Origin of the sequence: Streptomyces sp. NPDC057486, from assembly GCF_042802415.1 — a bacterium.
Taxonomy (GTDB): domain Bacteria; phylum Actinomycetota; class Actinomycetes; order Streptomycetales; family Streptomycetaceae; genus Streptomyces; species Streptomyces yanii.
In genome coordinates this window covers 14,479-30,358 of record NZ_JBHVEE010000080.1, presented here as the reverse complement: position 1 = coordinate 30,358, position 15,880 = coordinate 14,479, and the positions used below count along the sequence as shown (strand labels likewise).

The 15,880-nt window shown below is 70.2% G+C and carries 15 protein-coding genes and 1 tRNA gene; 12 read left to right on the top strand and 4 right to left on the bottom strand.

Features of this window, described 5'->3' with window-relative positions; genetic code table 11:
- Positions 1-140: 140 nt before the first annotated feature.
- A complete protein-coding gene (locus ACFU6I_RS30620; RefSeq protein ID WP_384372504.1) occupies positions 141-2,894 on the top strand; it encodes a penicillin acylase family protein in 2,754 nt (917 codons plus the stop codon).
- A 59-nt stretch (positions 2,895-2,953) separates the two neighbouring features.
- Here ACFU6I_RS30620 and ACFU6I_RS30615 read toward each other — a convergent pair whose 3' ends face one another.
- Positions 2,954-3,535, bottom strand: a complete 582-nt coding sequence (locus ACFU6I_RS30615) for a 5-formyltetrahydrofolate cyclo-ligase (protein WP_384372531.1) — start codon at positions 3,533-3,535, stop codon at positions 2,954-2,956.
- A 106-nt stretch (positions 3,536-3,641) separates the two neighbouring features.
- Here ACFU6I_RS30615 and galU point away from each other — a divergent pair, with 106 nt between their 5' ends.
- The 7 genes from galU to ACFU6I_RS30580 all read left to right on the top strand — a co-directional run bounded on the left by galU (position 3,642) and on the right by ACFU6I_RS30580 (position 9,090).
- Entirely contained in the window at positions 3,642-4,544 is a 903-nt protein-coding gene (gene galU / locus ACFU6I_RS30610; RefSeq protein ID WP_345517661.1) for a UTP--glucose-1-phosphate uridylyltransferase GalU, read from the top strand.
- A gap of 4 nt (positions 4,545-4,548) precedes the next feature.
- Positions 4,549-5,859, top strand: coding sequence for a gephyrin-like molybdotransferase Glp (gene glp / locus ACFU6I_RS30605; protein WP_384372502.1), 1,311 nt, complete (start codon positions 4,549-4,551; stop codon positions 5,857-5,859).
- A gap of 124 nt (positions 5,860-5,983) precedes the next feature.
- Positions 5,984-6,484: a cyclic pyranopterin monophosphate synthase MoaC gene (gene moaC, locus ACFU6I_RS30600; RefSeq protein ID WP_384372500.1), complete on the top strand. Its 501-nt coding sequence runs from the start codon at positions 5,984-5,986 to the stop codon at positions 6,482-6,484.
- Positions 6,481-7,017, top strand: a complete 537-nt coding sequence (locus tag ACFU6I_RS30595; RefSeq protein ID WP_266984713.1) for a molybdenum cofactor biosynthesis protein B — start codon at positions 6,481-6,483, stop codon at positions 7,015-7,017. Before moaC ends, ACFU6I_RS30595 begins: the two co-directional genes overlap by 4 nt.
- A 17-nt stretch (positions 7,018-7,034) precedes the next feature.
- Positions 7,035-7,640: a GNAT family N-acetyltransferase gene (locus tag ACFU6I_RS30590; RefSeq protein WP_266984714.1), complete on the top strand. Its 606-nt coding sequence runs from the start codon at positions 7,035-7,037 to the stop codon at positions 7,638-7,640.
- A gap of 163 nt (positions 7,641-7,803) precedes the next feature.
- Positions 7,804-8,928 (top strand): gephyrin-like molybdotransferase receptor GlpR, encoded by a 1,125-nt coding sequence (glpR, locus tag ACFU6I_RS30585; protein WP_384372498.1) that lies wholly within the window; start codon positions 7,804-7,806, stop codon positions 8,926-8,928.
- A gap of 88 nt (positions 8,929-9,016) precedes the next feature.
- A tRNA-Ala gene (locus ACFU6I_RS30580) sits at positions 9,017-9,090 on the top strand.
- A gap of 582 nt (positions 9,091-9,672) precedes the next feature.
- On the opposite strand, the gene ACFU6I_RS30575 is transcribed toward ACFU6I_RS30580, so the two are convergent.
- Positions 9,673-10,158 (bottom strand): GNAT family N-acetyltransferase, encoded by a 486-nt coding sequence (locus tag ACFU6I_RS30575; protein WP_384372496.1) that lies wholly within the window; start codon positions 10,156-10,158, stop codon positions 9,673-9,675.
- Positions 10,159-10,208: 50 nt separating this feature from the next.
- Here ACFU6I_RS30575 and ACFU6I_RS30570 point away from each other — a divergent pair, with 50 nt between their 5' ends.
- Positions 10,209-11,024: an exodeoxyribonuclease III gene (locus tag ACFU6I_RS30570; RefSeq protein WP_384372494.1), complete on the top strand. Its 816-nt coding sequence runs from the start codon at positions 10,209-10,211 to the stop codon at positions 11,022-11,024.
- 7 nt (positions 11,025-11,031) lie between these two features.
- On the opposite strand, the gene ACFU6I_RS30565 is transcribed toward ACFU6I_RS30570, so the two are convergent.
- Together ACFU6I_RS30565 and ACFU6I_RS30560 are read right to left on the bottom strand one after the other, a co-directional pair.
- Entirely contained in the window at positions 11,032-11,307 is a 276-nt protein-coding gene (locus ACFU6I_RS30565; protein WP_266984725.1) for a DUF2087 domain-containing protein, read from the bottom strand.
- 304 nt (positions 11,308-11,611) lie between these two features.
- Entirely contained in the window at positions 11,612-12,262 is a 651-nt protein-coding gene (locus ACFU6I_RS30560; protein ID WP_384372529.1) for a MerR family transcriptional regulator, read from the bottom strand.
- A gap of 168 nt (positions 12,263-12,430) precedes the next feature.
- Here ACFU6I_RS30560 and ACFU6I_RS30555 point away from each other — a divergent pair, with 168 nt between their 5' ends.
- The 3 genes from ACFU6I_RS30555 to ACFU6I_RS30545 are packed head-to-tail and all read left to right on the top strand — an operon-like array spanning position 12,431 to position 15,797.
- Positions 12,431-13,966 (top strand): flavin-containing monooxygenase, encoded by a 1,536-nt coding sequence (locus ACFU6I_RS30555; protein ID WP_384372492.1) that lies wholly within the window; start codon positions 12,431-12,433, stop codon positions 13,964-13,966.
- Positions 13,963-14,907, top strand: a complete 945-nt coding sequence (locus ACFU6I_RS30550; protein ID WP_384372490.1) for an alpha/beta fold hydrolase — start codon at positions 13,963-13,965, stop codon at positions 14,905-14,907. Before ACFU6I_RS30555 ends, ACFU6I_RS30550 begins: the two co-directional genes overlap by 4 nt.
- Positions 14,904-15,797 carry an SDR family oxidoreductase gene (locus tag ACFU6I_RS30545; protein ID WP_384372488.1) on the top strand — a complete coding sequence of 298 codons (894 nt, stop codon included), beginning with the start codon at positions 14,904-14,906 and terminating at the stop codon, positions 15,795-15,797. Before ACFU6I_RS30550 ends, ACFU6I_RS30545 begins: the two co-directional genes overlap by 4 nt.
- Positions 15,798-15,880 lie beyond the last annotated feature (83 nt).

Sequence of the window (15,880 nt, the reverse complement as noted above, 5' to 3'; positions counted from 1 at the left end):
ACGTTTTCTTGACGGCTTCGAGCGTTCGTGCGATCGCACTTCGATTCGATGCATCCCGATACCGCGTCGGACCCGCTTCGGTGCTGCGCCTATGGTTGCTCCTGCACTCCCAGGACCACCCTGCCCCTCGAAGGACAGCGATGCCCGCCAACACAACCGCCTCTTCCGGCTCTTCCGGTTCCGCCGGTGGGAAGCCCGGCAAGAAGAAGGGGCGACGCGCCCGCCTGATCGTGATCGTCCTGGTGCTGGCGCTTGTCGCGGGTATCGGTTACGGCGCGTTCTGGTCCGTAACCACTGTGCGGGCCTCGTACCCGCAGACGAACGGCTCCATCAAGATCGACGGCCTCGCCGGGAACGTCGACGTCAAACGCGACAGCTACGGGATCCCGCAGCTCTACGCGGACTCCGACGCCGACCTGTTCCGCGCACAGGGCTTCGTGCAGGCGCAGGACCGCTTCTGGGAGATGGACGTCCGCCGTCACATGACGGCCGGCCGGCTCTCCGAGATGTTCGGCTCCGGGCAGGTCGACACGGACGCCTTCCTGCGCACGCTGGGCTGGCGCAAGGTCGCCCAGAGGGAGTACGACACCGTCCTGTCCGCGGACACCAAGAAGAACCTCCAGGCGTACGCGGACGGGGTGAACGCCTACCTCAAGGGGCGCGACGGCAAGGACATCTCCGTCGAGTACGCCGCGCTCGGCCTCACCAACGACTACAAGCCGACCAAGTGGACCCCGGTCGACTCGGTCGCCTGGCTCAAGGCGATGGCCTGGGACCTGCGCGGCAACATGCAGGACGAGATCGACCGCTCGCTGATGACCAGCAGGCTCAGCAAGAAGCAGATCGAGGACCTGTACCCGGAGTACCCGTACGGCACCCACGAGCCGATCGTCAGCGAGGGCGCGATCTCGCCGGTCACCGACACGTTCAACCCGAAGGCGACGCCGACCTCGGGCGTCGGCGCGGACACCGTGCAGGGCGCCACCGAGGGAGTGAACACGCAGCTCGCCTCGCTCTCCGACACCCTCGACCGGATCCCCGCGCTGCTCGGTCCGAACGGCAACGGTATCGGGTCCAACTCCTGGGTCGTCTCAGGCCAGTACACGACGACGGACAAGCCGCTGCTCGCCAACGACCCGCACCTGGCGCCGCAGCTGCCCTCGCTCTGGTACCAGATGGGGCTGCACTGCCGTCAGATCTCGGCGACCTGCCAGTACGACACCGCCGGATACACCTTCTCCGGCATGCCGGGTGTGATAATCGGTCACAACCAGGACATCGCCTGGGGCTTCACCAACCTCGGCGCCGACGTCACCGACCTCTTCCTGGAGAAGGTCTCCGGCGACGGCTACCAGTACGACGGCAAGGTGAAGCCGTTCGTCACCCGTGAGGAGACCATCAAGGTCGCGGGGGGCGCGAGCCGGCACATCACCGTGCGCGAGACCAACAACGGTCCGCTGATCTCCGACCGCAGCAGCGAGCTGGAGAAGGTCGGCCAGAAGGCCCCCGTCGGCAACGCGGCCCCGGACCGGGCCGACGGTTACGCGGTCGCCCTGAAGTGGACCGCGCTGGACCCCGGCCGCTCCATGGACGCCGTCTTCGAGCTCAACCGGGCCAAGGACTTCCCGTCCTTCCGCAAGGCGGCCGAGCACTTCGAGGTGCCCTCGCAGAACCTCATCTACGCGGACAACAAGAACAACATCGGCTACCAGGCCCCCGGCAAGATCCCGGTCCGCAAGAAGGGCGACGGCACGATGCCGAGCCCCGGCTGGACCTCGGAGTACGGCTGGGAGAAGGACCCGATCCCGTTCGCCCAGCTGCCGTACGAGTACAACCCGAAGCGCGGCTACATCGTCACCGCCAACCAGGCCGTCATCGACGAGAAGACATACCGCCCCTTGCTCACCAAGGACTGGGGCTACGGCACCCGCAGCCAGCGGATCAACGACCTCATCGCGGGGAAGATCAAGGGCGGCGAGAAGATCTCGACCGAAGACATGCAGAAGATGCAGATGGACAACACCAGCGAGATCGCCGCGGAGCTGGTGCCCGAACTGCTGAAAATCAAGGTCTCCGACAAGAGCGTGCGTGAGGCGCAGAAGCTCCTGGAGGGCTGGGACTCCCACCAGGAGCCCGACTCGGCGGCCGCCGCGTACTTCAACGCGGTCTGGCGCAACATCCTGAAGCTGGCCTTCGGCGACAAGCTGCCCAAGGAGATGCGGGTCAAGGGCGAATGCCTCACCGTGCTCCCGGCCGACAGCACGGGCCCGGTCGACGAGCAGGACAAGCCGGTTCGCGAATGCGGTCAGCGCGACGCGGACTCGGCGCAGCCGGACGGCGGCGACCGCTGGTACCAGGTGGTCATGAAGCTCAAGGACGACGAGAACAGCGACTGGTGGAAGGCGCCGAAGAACCGCAAGGACAAGGCGACCGAGAACCGTGACATGCTCTTCGCCCGCGCCATGAAGGACGCCCGCTGGGAGCTGACCGCCAAGCTCGGCAAGGACATCTCCACCTGGAGCTGGGGCCGGCTGCACCAGCTGACCCTGAAGAACCAGACCCTCGGTACCGAAGGCCCCGATCTGCTCCAGCGGGCCCTCAACCGCGGCCCGTGGAACCTGGGCGGTGGCGAGGCCGCGGTCAACGCCAGCGGCTGGAACGCGGCGGGCGGCTACGAGGTCATCTGGGTCCCGTCGATGCGCATGGTCGTCAACGTGGGGGACTGGGACAAGTCCCGCTGGATCAACCTCACCGGTGCGTCCGGTCACGCGTTCAGCGCGCATTACACCGATCAGACCGACAAGTGGGCCGACGGGGATCTGCTCGGCTGGTCCTTCGGAACGAACGCCGTGGCCAAGTCGACGAAGGACACGCTGACGCTCAAGCCGTCGTAGGGCGGCGGACCCGGCACCGCGGTCCCGGGCCGACGGGCCCGGCGCGGTGCCGGCCGGGCTCAGCCGGTGAAGCGCCGCGTTCCGGCCGGCGTCACGACGGCGTCTACGGGGTGGTCGTGCGGTTCCACGGGAACCGTCGCGACCACCTCGTTGTCGTAGAGGAGGACGATCAGCGAGGGGTGCGCCCCCGCGGCCGCGAGCCGGGCCAGCACCCGGTCGTACGAACCGCCGCCCCGGCCGAGCCGCATCCCGCGCCCGTCCACCGCGAGGCCCGGCAGCAGGACCGCGTCCGCGTCGAGGACGGCGTCGGGCCCGAGCCGTGGGCCGTCCGGCTCCAGCAGCCCGCGGCCCGCCGGGAGAAGGCGGTCGGCGCCTTCGTACGGCGCCCAGTCCAGATCGTTGTCCGGGAGGAGCACCGGCAGCAGTACCCGTACGCCCCGCGCGCGCAGCGCGTCCAGCAGCGCGCGAGTCCCTGGTTCGCTCCCGACCGAGACATAGGCGGCGACGGTACGGGCCCCGGCCAGCTCGGTGAGACCGACTGCGCCCCGGGACAGAACCATCGCGGCATTTTCGACGTCTTCGCTGGCCAGGAGGGCTCGCGAGGCGAGTAGTTGACGCCTGAGCGAGGCCTTTCCGGACATGTCGGTGTTCAACGTGCACCTGCGCATCTCTCGTATGTGCATATAGAAGTACAAAGTTAACCGGAGGCTCATCTTCCGCCCATACTCACCGGTTATGGTTGCGCGCATGACTCAGTCGCACCCCAGGATCAGCAAGGCTGTCATCCCGGCCGCGGGACTCGGCACCCGCTTCCTGCCGGCCACCAAAGCCACTCCCAAAGAGATGCTGCCTGTGGTCGACAAGCCTGCGATCCAGTACGTCGTCGAGGAGGCCGTGGCGGCCGGTCTCTCCGACGTACTCATGATCACCGGACGCAACAAGCGTCCGCTCGAGGACCACTTCGACCGCAATTACGAGCTGGAGTCGGCGCTCACCCGCAAGGGAGACGCCGAACGGCTCCAGAAGGTCCAGCAGTCGAGCGACCTCGCCACCATGCACTACGTCCGCCAGGGCGACCCGCGCGGCCTCGGCCACGCCGTGCTGTGCGCCGCACCGCACGTCGGCGACCAGCCGTTCGCCGTTCTCCTCGGCGACGACCTGATCGATCCGCGGGACCCGCTGCTCGCCCGCATGGTCGAGATCCAGGAGCGCGAGGGCGGCAGCGTCATCGCGCTGATGGAGGTCGAGCCGGAGCAGATCCATCTGTACGGCTGCGCAGCCGTCGACACCACCGTCGAGGGCGATGTCGTCAGGGTCACCGGCCTGGTCGAGAAGCCCGAAACAGCCGATGCGCCCAGCAATCTCGCCATCATCGGGCGCTACGTCCTCGACCCCGCCGTCTTCGACATACTGCGCAGGACCGAGCCGGGCCGCGGGGGCGAGATCCAGCTGACCGACGCTCTGCAGCTGCTCGCCGCGGACGAGAAGATCGGTGGCCCGGTGCACGGTGTCGTCTTCAAGGGACGCCGCTATGACACCGGTGACCGGAGCGACTATCTGCGTGCCATTGTCAGACTCGCGTGCGAACGTGAAGATCTGGGCCCGGAGTTCCGGACCTGGCTCCGCAGATATGTCACCGAGGAGATGTAGCACTTTGAGCAGCACGATCTGGTCGGTGGACGAGCACCTGGAAGACATTCTCGGCGCCGTGCGGCCGCTCGAACCCATCGAGCTGCAACTGCCCGAGGCCCAGGGCTGCGTCCTCGTCGAGGACGTCATGGTGGAGATCGCCCTGCCGCCCTTCGACAACAGCTCGATGGACGGGTACGCGGTCCGGATCGCCGATGTCGAGGGCGCCAGCGAGGAGTTCCCCGCGGTGCTCACGGTCATCGGTGACATCGCGGCGGGCAGCGACGGGCTCTCCGGCGACCAGACCGTGGGACCGGGCGAGGCCGCCCGCATCATGACCGGCGCACCCCTGCCGGCCGGTGCCGAGGCCGTCGTCCCTGTCGAGTGGACCGACGGAGGTACGGGCGGCGGCCCGGCGGACACCATGCGCGCCCACAGCGACGCCCCGCAGGTCGCGGGCGGGGAGGTCCGCGTCCACCGTCCGGTCGCGGCCCGTGCCCACGTCCGGGCCCGCGGCAGTGATGTGCAGCCCGGCGATCTGGCCCTGCGGGCCGGTTCGGTGATCGGGCCGCCGCAGATCGGGCTGCTCGCAGCGATCGGCCGCTCCACCGTGAAGGTGCGCCCCCGGCCGCGCGTCGTCGTCATCTCCACCGGCAGCGAACTCGTGCAGCCCGGCGAGGAGCTGACCGGCGGCCGGATCTACGACTCGAACAGCTTCGCGCTGACCGCCGCCGCGCGCGACGCCGGAGCGATCGCCTACCGGGTCGGAGCCGTCGAGGACGACGCCGATTCGCTCCGCGCCACGATCGAGGACCAGCTGATCCGCGCGGACATCGTCGTCACCACGGGCGGGGTCAGTGTCGGTGCGTACGACGTGGTCAAGGAAGCACTGTCCTCCGTCGGCGACGAGGACGAGCCGGGCAGCGGCATCGAATTCCGCAAGCTCGCCATGCAGCCCGGCAAGCCGCAGGGATTCGGTTCGATCGGCCCGGAGCACACACCGCTGCTGGCGCTGCCGGGCAATCCCGTCTCCTCGTACGTCTCGTTCGAGCTGTTCGTGCGGCCCGCGATCCGCACGCTGATGGGCCTGCAAGAGGTGACCCGCCCGACCGTCCACGCCACGCTGAACACCGACAAAGCGCTCTCCTCGCCGTCCGGCAAGCGCCAGTTCCTGCGCGGCACGTACGACGCGGAGGCGGGCACCGTCACGCCCGTCGGCGGCTCCGGATCGCATCTGATCGCGGCTCTCGCCCAGGCGGACGCGCTGATCGTGCTGCCCGAGGACGTCACCTCGGCGGAGCCCGGCACGGTCACCGAGGTGATCCTGCTCCGCTGAACGCCGGCCGGTGGCGGTACGGTGTCTGCCGCTGTGCCTTACCGGGGGACACCCCCTGGGCCCCCGGCCGCACCCCGGTGCAGGCCGAGCGGGCAACCGGCGCCCTACCGCTAGGCGGAGTTCAGTGAGTACGCAGAACAGGCTGACGCATCTCGACGAGGCGGGCGCGGCCCGGATGGTCGACGTGTCCGAGAAGGACGTCACCGCGCGCGTCGCCCGCGCCAGCGGCCGGGTCCTCGTCTCGCCGCGCGTCGTCGAACTGCTCCGTGGCGAGGGAGTCCCCAAGGGCGACGCCCTCGCCACCGCCCGCATCGCCGGGATCATGGGTGCCAAGCGCACCCCGGAGCTGATTCCGCTCTGCCACCCGCTCGCCGTCTCCGGCGTGAAGGTCGATCTGAGCGTCGCCGACGACGCGGTGGAGATCGCCGCCACGGTGAAGACGACGGACCGCACGGGCGTGGAGATGGAGGCGCTGACCGCCGTCTCGGTCGCCGCGCTCACCGTGATCGACATGATCAAGGCGGTCGACAAGAGCGCGGTCATCACGGATGTCCGGGTCGAGGCGAAGTCCGGCGGCAAGTCCGGCGACTACCGGCGCCCGACGCCGGAGGGAGCGGACGCGTGACGGCGCCCGACGCGGCGCCGTTCGGCGGTGCGCTGACCGCCCCGTACGCCGCCCTCGTCGTGACCGCCTCGAACCGCGCCTCGGCCGGTGTCTACGCCGACCGGGGCGGCCCCCTGATCGTCGAGGCGCTCACCGCGCTCGGCTTCGCCGTCGACGGGCCGCAGGTCGTCCCCGACGGCGACCCCGTCGAGCAGGCCCTGCGGGCCGGGGTGGCCGCCGGGTACGACGCCATCGTCACCACCGGTGGTACGGGCATCTCACCCACCGACCGCACCCCCGACGCCACCCGTCGCGTCCTCGACCACGAGATCCCCGGCATCCCGGAGGCGATCCGCGCCGAGGGCCGCGAGAAGGTCCCCACGGCCGCGCTCTCCCGTGGCCTGGCGGGTGTGGCGGGCGGCACCCTCATCGTGAACCTGCCGGGCTCCACCGGTGGGGTGCGGGACGGACTCGCCGTCCTCGAACGTCTTCTGGTGCACGCCGTCGACCAGCTCCGCGGCGGCGACCACCCCCGACCCGGGAGCCCGAGCTGAACGTCCCGACCTGGCCGGTGATCCTGACGGACGGCGCGATCACCCTCCGGCCGATAAAGCTGCGGGACCAGCGCGTGTGGCGCGAGGTCAACCGGCGCAACCGTGACTGGTTGCGCCCCTGGGAGGCGACGGTTCCGCCCCCGGCGCCGGGCGGCCCGGTCGCCCGGCGCCCCACGTACCGTCAGATGATCCGCCATCTGCGTTCCGAGGCCAACGCGGGCCGGATGCTGCCCTTCGCCATCGAGTACGAGGGGCGCCTGGTCGGGCAGTTGACGGTCGCCGGGATCACCTGGGGGTCGATGTGCTCGGGACACGTGGGCTACTGGGTGGATCAGGATGTGGCGGGCCGCGGTGTGATGCCGACCGCGGTGGCGCTCGCTGTCGACCACTGTTTCCGGACGGTCGGGCTGCACCGCATCGAGGTGTGCATTCGGCCGGAGAACGGGCCCAGCCGGAGGGTCGTGGAGAAACTCGGATTCCGCGAGGAAGGGCTGCGTCCGCGCTATCTCCACATCGACGGTGCCTGGCGGGACCATCTGATCTTTGCTCTCACGGCGGAGGAGGTGCCCGACGGACTGCTCCGGCGCTGGCACCAGGCACGACCGGAACGCCACGCGAAATAAAATAAGTGTTCGAAATTGGTCGATGTGTGGCCGCTAACGAACGCGCAAACGCCGACTGCTGATCCGAACAATCACAAAAAAAGTCCGCGATATCAGCCGGATCATGCGACACACCGGGCCAATTGGCGGATGCCTCCGTGCAAACCCCTCTACGGTGTGAGACGTGAGCAGCAGCGGCCTCATCTATGCAGTCATCGTCGGGGCCTGGGCCGCCTACTTGGTGCCGATGTGGCTCCGCAGGCAGGACGAGCTCAATGAAGCCCGTCCGACGGAACGCTTCAGCACCGCCATCCGGCTGCTGTCCGGACGGGCGGCCATGGAGCGCCGGTATGCCAAGGAGCTGCGGGAACGCACCGCCGAGGAGGCGGACCCCGACGCCGACCCGGACGCGGACACGGACCGACTGGATTCCGTGGACGTCCGGGCCTTTGCCGCGCCTCCGGCGCACACCGAAGCCCGGGTGCACGACCCGGCGCGCGCACCGGAGCCGCAGGCCCAGGACAGACCCGTACGCGCGCCTGTGCCCGCACGGCGCACACGACCCGGCGGGACCGACGCCGAGCGCGCCCGGCGCGCCCAGCGCTCGCAGGTCCTCGCGCGCCGACGGCGCACCACGTCGATCCTCTTCCTCGCCTTCACCCTCGGCGCGGTGGTCGCGGCCGTCGGCGGTCTCCGCTTCCTGTGGGCGCCCGCGGTGCCGGCCGTGCTGCTGAGCATGTACATCGTTCATCTGCGCGCCCAGGAACGGCGCCGGTTCGTCTTCACCATGGACCGGCGCAGGGCAGAGGTCGCGGCGCAGCACCTGCGCGAGAACCGTCCCCGCAGGCACCAGCCCGCGACGACGGCCCCCGCCGAGTCCGACGAGGAGCCCGAGGCGCGCCACCCGGAGCCCGAGCCCGCCCCCGCGGTCTCTCCGCAGGAGGCGGGCCGCCGCGCCCTGGTCGAGCAGACGGACCACGCGGAATGGGTCGACCAGCAGCGTGAACGCGGCAGGGTCCAGGACGACAGCTGGGAGCCGGTCCCGGTGCCGTTGCCGACGTACGTCACCGCACCGGTCGCCCCGCGCGCCACGGGCGGCGTCGAGGTCGGCAACCCGGAGACCTGGAGCGCGGCCCGCTCCAGCACGGCCGAGCCGACCCAGACGGGCACCGCGCACCCTGCCGCGTCTCCGGTCGAACCGGCGCCACGCCAGCGCACGGGCTCGTCCCGCCGCTCCCGCGACCACGGCCGGACCCCGCTCTTCGACCAGTACGACGACGGTGACCGGCCCCGCGCCGCCAACGAGTGAGACCCGCTCCGAAGCCGACCCGGCTGACCAGCAAGGGAGCGGATTTCCAAGCACCCCTGTGAGGGTGCTAGAGTTTCACTCGTTGCAAGGGCCTGTGGCGCAGTCTGGTAGCGCACCTCGTTCGCATCGAGGGGGTCTGGGGTTCAAATCCCCACAGGTCCACCGCACGACGAAGTCCCGTCCGATCGAAAGATCGGGCGGGACTTCGTCGTTTCCAAGACGGTTTGATCCCCAGGGCAGTTCGGACCGTCCGGTACTTCCCGCGCGGACATCCTGCGGCGGGATCGAGGCGCGGCCCCCTGGCTGCGCTTCCCCGTACGGAGGAGCCTCCTGTGACGGCCGGCCCGCCCATGCCCCGGATCGACACGGCAGACCCCACCCGGCGCGCGTCCATGACTGGCTGCTTGGCGGCGAGGACAACTGCCCGGCCGCGGAGTGGTACCGGGAGGAGCCGGCGCCGGAGAACGAACGCAGCGGGTTCTGTGCGGGTGTTGCCCGCGTGCGGTGAGGCATCGGGGCACGACGTTGTTTCGCCGCCGGGCCGGCGTCCGCCGCCGGGCACAACCGGGGGGGATCGGCATGGAGTTCCACCGCCTGCACCGGAACCGGGTGCCGGCGCCGGTCCTCGCCGACACCTCCCCGGTCTCCGCGACCGACGACGGCAAGGCCTTCCGTGCCGCGTTGCTCGGGTTCCTCGGAGGGCTCCAGTGCCGTGAGGGGCACTGGACCAGGACAGGGCCCGGTTCACGACTCCTGGAGCGGTTTGGCGAAGCAGCGGCTGCTGTCGTACGTGCGGTAGTAGCCGAACTTCTCGCAGGGGGTGTAGCCGCTGGACGTGTACAGCGCGATCGCCTCCGGCTGCTGGTCGCCGGTCTCCAGCACCATTCGGGTGCGGCCCGCCGCCTGTGCGTCCGCTTCGAGAGCGGCGAGGATGCGGCGGGCCAGGCCCCTTCCGCGGCCCTCCGGGATCACGAACATCCGCTTGAGCTCGGCGTCGCCGTCCAGATAGCCCTCCTCGTTCCGGTCCTGCGCACGCCAGCCGCCGGTGGCGACCGGTGCCCCCGACTCGTCGTAGGCGAGGAGGTAGAGTCCGCGCGGAGGCCGGAACATCGACGGGGCGAGCGGTGTGACATCGCCCTCGTCCCCGTAGCGCTCCGCGTATTCGAGCTGCACCTGGTCGTTGAGTTTGACGGCGTCGGGGTGGTCGAACGACCGAGGTTGGATATTCATGCGGGAAATGGTACAGGTATGCGATCGCTGGTTGTCGGTATTGTGCCCTGATGCTCACCGTGACCACCGTGAATGTGAACGGGCTCCGCGCCGCCGCGAAGAAGGGCTTCGTCGAGTGGCTGGCGGGGACCGAAGCCGATGTGATCTGCCTGCAGGAGGTACGTGCCGAGCCGCACCAGCTCGCCGACGAGGTGCGCGAGCCCGACGGCTGGCATGCCGTCCACGCGCCGGCGGCCGCCAAGGGGCGGGCCGGGGTCTCTCTCTACACGCGCCGGGCGCCGGAACGAGTGCAGATCGGGTTCGGCGGCTTCGGGGGCGCCGGAGGCGAGGAGTTCGACGACAGCGGCCGGTACGTCGAGGTCGACCTGCCGGGTGTCACGGTGGCGAGCCTGTATCTCCCGTCCGGTGAGGTCGGTACGGAGCGGCAGGACGAGAAGGAGCGCTTCATGGCCGCGTTCCTGCCGTACCTGAAGGGGCTCAGGGAGCGGTCCGCGGCCGACGGCCGTGAGGTGCTGGTGTGCGGCGACTGGAACATCGCCCACCAGGAGGCCGACCTGAAGAACTGGAAGGGCAACAAGAAGAATTCCGGCTTCCTGCCGGAGGAGCGGGAGTGGCTGACCCGGGTCTTCGACGAGGCTGCGTACGTCGATGTGGTGAGGGCGCTCCACCCCGACGAGGAAGGGCCGTACTCCTGGTGGTCCTACCGCGGGCGGGCCTTCGACAACGACACGGGCTGGCGCATCGACTACCAGGTGGCCACCCCCGGTCTCGCCGGGCGTGCGAGAAAGGCATGGGTGGAGCGGGCCGCCACGCACGGCGAGCGGTGGAGCGACCATGCCCCGGTGACGGCCGTCTTCGAGCTGTAGGGGGCTTCTACCCGGCCCGCCGGTAACTGCTGCCGTCCTTGGGGCGGGTCAGCAGGCCTGCCACGACCAGGAAACGGCGCAGCGCCGGGTAGTCGTCGTGCACGGTGAGCAGCGCCTCGTTGACCTCGCGTTCGCTGTAGGTGCGGTCCGGCTCGAACAGGGTCTGCGCCAGGTGGACGAGCAGCTGCTCGCGGCGGGCCGGCTTGCGCGGGATCGTGGTCAGCCGCCCGTGGGAGAACAGGGCCGCAACCCCGTGCGAACCGCTCGGATTGTTGTCGGACATGGGGGAAGCCTTGCGTACGGGGGGAGGGCGGGCAACGTGATTTCGTCGGGGTGGGCGGCTCCTGTGCGCCATTCGGCGTGCACTGCGGTGCGTTCCCGCCGTACGGCGCCCGTAGGCCCCGCCCCGTTCCGGCAGGAGCGCGGCGAGGCGCACCTGGACGGCGTCGGGGCCCCGAGGTGTGGTGACGGTCGGGCGCGGACGGCGGCCGGTGCGGGCCGTGTCCAGGGTGTCCATCGACGGGGACATGTGATGCGCAGTCAATTGCCGTGACGGCGAGCGCTGTTCGGTGAGCGGTCGCAGGGGGTTACGCCTCCGGCCCCTTCGGTGGCTGCGTGCCGTCGTCGCGGCGCAGCCGTCGGTCCAGGGCCATGGAGAGTTCGGCGTCCACCACTGCGCGGGCGAGCGGGCGGAGTTGGGGCGGTTCGGTCTCCGTGGTGTGGTCCCGCAGCACCTGTACGAAGAGATCGGCGAGGGCGTCCGCGTGTTCCCGGACCCGGCGCCCCGCCGAGAGCACGGCGAAGAGCGGCACACCTTCCCGTACCAGCTCCGCCGACACCTCCAGGAGGCGGCGGCTGATGTGCACGATCTCGTCGCCGTCGGTGGCGAGATAGCCCAGGTCCAGGGCCGTGGCGAGGTTCTCCGGGGTGACCTCGCCCTCGAAGTGGTCCGCGAGCTGTTCGGGCGTGAGGCGGACGGGGGTCTCCTCGGTCGGCTCGCCCAGCCCCAGCACCTCGGCGACATCGCGGCCGCTCTCGAAGGTGCGGGCCAGATCGGCGATCCCGGTGAGGGTGTGGCCGCGCTCCAGCAGCCCGGCGATGGTCCGCAGCCGGGCCAGGTGGTGGTCGTCGTACCAGGCGATGCGTCCCTCCCGGCGCGGCGGCGCGATCAGACCGCGCTCCCGGTAGAAGCGCAGGGTCCGCACAGGGATGCCGGCCTCCTTGGCCAGCTCCTCCATGCGGTATTCGCGGTGCTCGCGTCCTTCGGCCACCACCGCACCCTATGTTGTACCGCCGGTAACTTTCCCGTGCCGGACCCCTACCCATCGGTACGGAGCTGCTCTACTCTCCCAACGATGCCAGTGATTGCTGGCAGAGTCGCGTGACGTACCGCGGGAGGCGGCAGCATGGCCCAGCACGAGCATGTACGCGTGGCGGTGATCGGATCCGGATTCGGGGGCCTGGGGGCCGCGGTCCGGCTGCGCCGCGAAGGCATCACCGACTTCGTCGTCCTGGAACGGGCCGACTCCGTCGGTGGCGCCTGGCGCGACAACAGCTACCCCGGCTGCGCCTGTGACGTACCGTCCCACCTCTACTCGTTCTCGTTCGCCCCCAACCCGGACTGGCCGCGCACCTTCTCCGGGCAGGAGCACATCCGCGCCTACCTGGAACGTGTCGCCGACACCTTCGGGCTGCGCCCGCACATCAGGCTGGGTCATGAAGTGACCATGATGCGTTGGGACAACGACGAGTTGAACTGGGTGATCGAGTCCGCGAACGGGACCACGATCGTCGCCGATGTCGTCGTCTCCGCGACCGGCCCGCTCTCCGACCCGAAGATGCCGGACATACCCGGTCTCGCCGACTTCCCCGGCAAGGTCTTCCACTCGGCCCGTTGGGACCACGACTACGACCTGACCGGCAAGCGCGTCGCCATGATCGGCACCGGTGCCTCCGCGATCCAGATCGTGCCGGCGATCCAGCCGACGGCCGGCAGGCTGACCCTGTTCCAGCGCACCCCGCCGTGGGTCATGCCGCGCATGGACCGGAACATCAGCGGCGCCGAGCGGTGGCTGCACCGCGCGCTTCCGTTCACCGGCACCGCGCGCCGCGGACTGCTGTGGGGGATACGGGAGTTGCAGGTCAGTGCCTTCACCAAGCACCCCAACGAGCTCGGCCTGGTGGAGAGGGTGGCCAAGTCCAACCTCGCACGGGCCATCAAGGATCCGGCGCTGCGGGCGAAGCTGACGCCCTCGTACCGCATCGGCTGCAAGCGGATTCTGCTCTCCAGCACGTATTACCCGGCGCTCGCCCAGCCCAATGTGGATGTGGTCGCCTCCGGGCTGGCCGAGGTACGCGGCTCGACCGTCGTCGCCGCCGACGGCACGGAGACCGAGGTCGACGCGATCATCTTCGGCACCGGCTTCCACGTGACGGACATGCCGATCGCCGACCGGGTCGTCGGCGCGGAGGGCATCACGCTCGCCGAGTCCTGGAAGGACGGCATGCAGTCGCTGCGCGGCGCGACCGCGGCGGGATTCCCCAACTGGATGACGATCATCGGCCCCAACACGGGGCTCGGCAACTCCTCCATGATCCTGATGATCGAGTCCCAGCTGAACTACATGGCGGACTATCTGCGCCAGTTGAACGTCCTGGGCGGGCGGACCGCGCTCGGTGTGCGGACGTCGGCGGTCGGGGCGTGGAACCGGCGGGTCCAGGAGCGGATGAAGCGAACGGTGTGGAACACCGGCGGCTGCACCAGCTGGTATCTGGACGCAAGAGGGCGCAACACCACGGCCTGGCCGGGAACGACAGGTGAGTTCCGACGGGCGACTCGGACGGTGGACCTCGGGGAGTACGAGGTCATCCGGCCGCGGAAGACCGATGCCGCCGGGGCCGTCGCCCCCGGGAAGGCCGTCGCCGAGGAGGTCGCGCGATGAGCCGGCTGCTGCGGCGCGAGGACGCCCCGCCGGTGCCCACGCGCGAACTGACCGCTGTCTCCGCCGACGGCTCCCGCATCCACGTCGAGCTGCACGGGCCGGACGGCGCCCCCGCGGTCGTGCTCGCGCACGGCTGGACCTGCAACACCCATTTCTGGGCCGCGCAGATCCGCGACCTGGCGGTCGACCACCGGGTCGTCGTCTACGACCAGCGCGGCCACGGCCGCACGCCCGCCGTCCGCCCCGAGGGGTACAGCACCGACGCGCTCGCCGACGACCTCGAAGCGGTGCTGACCGCGGCGCTGGCCCCCGGCGAGCAGGCGGTGCTCGCCGGGCACTCCATGGGTGGCATGACGCTGATGGCCGCCTCACGGCGGGCCGCGCTGCGCGAGCACGCGGCAGCCGTACTGCTGTGCAGCACCGGAAGTTCGCGGCTGATCGCCGAGTCGCTCGTCGTACCGATGAGGGCAGGTGCGGTCCGCACCCGGATGACCCGCGCGATCCTCGGGGCGCGGGCCCCCCTCGGGCCGGTCACACCTGTCTCCAAAAGGATCCTCAAGTACGCGACGGTGGGCGCCGGTTCGGCCCCGGACCGGGTCGAGTCCTGTGCCCGGATCGTGCACGCCTGCCCGCGGGAGGCCCGGGTCTCCTGGGGGCATGTGCTCGCGGAGCTCGATCTCGACGCGGGAGTACGGAAGTTGCGGGTGCCCACCGCTGTGATCGCGGGCACGGAGGACCGGCTGACTCCGCCCGTCCACGCGCGCGCCCTCGCGGCGGCGTTGCCCGAATGCCTGGGGCTCACCGAGCTGGCGGGGATGGGCCACATGACACCGGTGGAGGCGCCGGAGGCGGTCACCGCGAAAATCCGGGAACTGGTCGCCGGGTATGTCAGCCCTGTCACCGACACCGTCAGTGGCACTGTTGAGGAGGAGGTCGTATGAGCGGCAGGCGTAGTCTCGAAGGACAGGTCGTGGTCGTCACCGGCGCGGCGCGCGGCGTGGGCGAGCTGCTGGCCCGCAAGCTCTCCGCGCGCGGCGCGAAGCTGGCGCTGGTCGGCCTGGAGCCTGACGAGTTGAAGAAGGTCTCCGAGCGGCTGCACGCGGAGAGCGACCACTGGTACGCGGACGTCACCGACCACGTGGCGATGGCGCAGGTCGCGCAGGAGGTGAAGGAGCGCTTCGGCAAGGTCGACGTGGTCGTCGCCAATGCGGGGGTCGCTTCGGGCGGGCCGTTCGTCGAGTCGGACCCGGAGGCGTGGCGGCGGGTCATCGAGGTCAATCTGATCGGCGGCGCGGTGACGGGGCGGGCGTTCCTGCCCGTACTGATGGAGAGCCGCGGCTACTTCCTGCAGATCGCGTCGCTCGCCGCGATCACTCCGGCGCCGATGATGACCGCGTACTGCGCGTCGAAGTCGGGCGTGGAGGCGTTCGCACACAGTCTGCGGGCGGAGGTCGGATACCGGGGCGTGAAGGTCGGTGTCGGCTACCTGTCGTGGACGGACACCGACATGGTGCGGGGCGCCGACGAGGACGACGTCATGCGGGAGTTGCGGCAGCGGCTGCCGTGGCCGGCGAACCGCACGTATCCGCTGGGTCCGGCGGTCGACCGGATCGTGGCCGGCATCGAGCGGCGTTCGCCGCACGTGTACGCGCAGTGGTGGCTGCGCGGGATGCAGTCGGTGCGGGGATACCTGCCGGCGGTCATCGGGGTGGTCGGGCAGCGCGAGATGAAGCGGTTCGGGTCGCGACTCGAGGGCGTGAGCAAGGGACTTGTGGGCGCCGGGGGTGCGGCGGACGAGGTCGCGCGGGGTGCGAGCACGCAGCGTAAGTGATCGAAATGCGTGGGATGTCCTGCCGTGTAAGTCTGGTCGAGGCCCCAACGGGGTCACCCCCCAATGCATCCCGAGCACCCCAC

Coding starts and splice junctions, on each gene's coding strand:
- ACFU6I_RS30620 (WP_384372504.1), top strand. CDS start 141: ATGCCCGCCAACACAACCGCCTCTTCCGGCTCTTCCGGTTCCGCCGGT.
- ACFU6I_RS30615 (WP_384372531.1), bottom strand. CDS start 3,535: ATGTCCGGAAAGGCCTCGCTCAGGCGTCAACTACTCGCCTCGCGAGCC.
- galU (WP_345517661.1), top strand. CDS start 3,642: ATGACTCAGTCGCACCCCAGGATCAGCAAGGCTGTCATCCCGGCCGCG.
- ACFU6I_RS30575 (WP_384372496.1), bottom strand. CDS start 10,158: ATGAATATCCAACCTCGGTCGTTCGACCACCCCGACGCCGTCAAACTC.
- ACFU6I_RS30570 (WP_384372494.1), top strand. CDS start 10,209: ATGCTCACCGTGACCACCGTGAATGTGAACGGGCTCCGCGCCGCCGCG.
- ACFU6I_RS30565 (WP_266984725.1), bottom strand. CDS start 11,307: ATGTCCGACAACAATCCGAGCGGTTCGCACGGGGTTGCGGCCCTGTTC.
- ACFU6I_RS30560 (WP_384372529.1), bottom strand. CDS start 12,262: ATGGAGGAGCTGGCCAAGGAGGCCGGCATCCCTGTGCGGACCCTGCGC.
- ACFU6I_RS30555 (WP_384372492.1), top strand. CDS start 12,431: ATGGCCCAGCACGAGCATGTACGCGTGGCGGTGATCGGATCCGGATTC.
- ACFU6I_RS30550 (WP_384372490.1), top strand. CDS start 13,963: ATGAGCCGGCTGCTGCGGCGCGAGGACGCCCCGCCGGTGCCCACGCGC.
- ACFU6I_RS30545 (WP_384372488.1), top strand. CDS start 14,904: ATGAGCGGCAGGCGTAGTCTCGAAGGACAGGTCGTGGTCGTCACCGGC.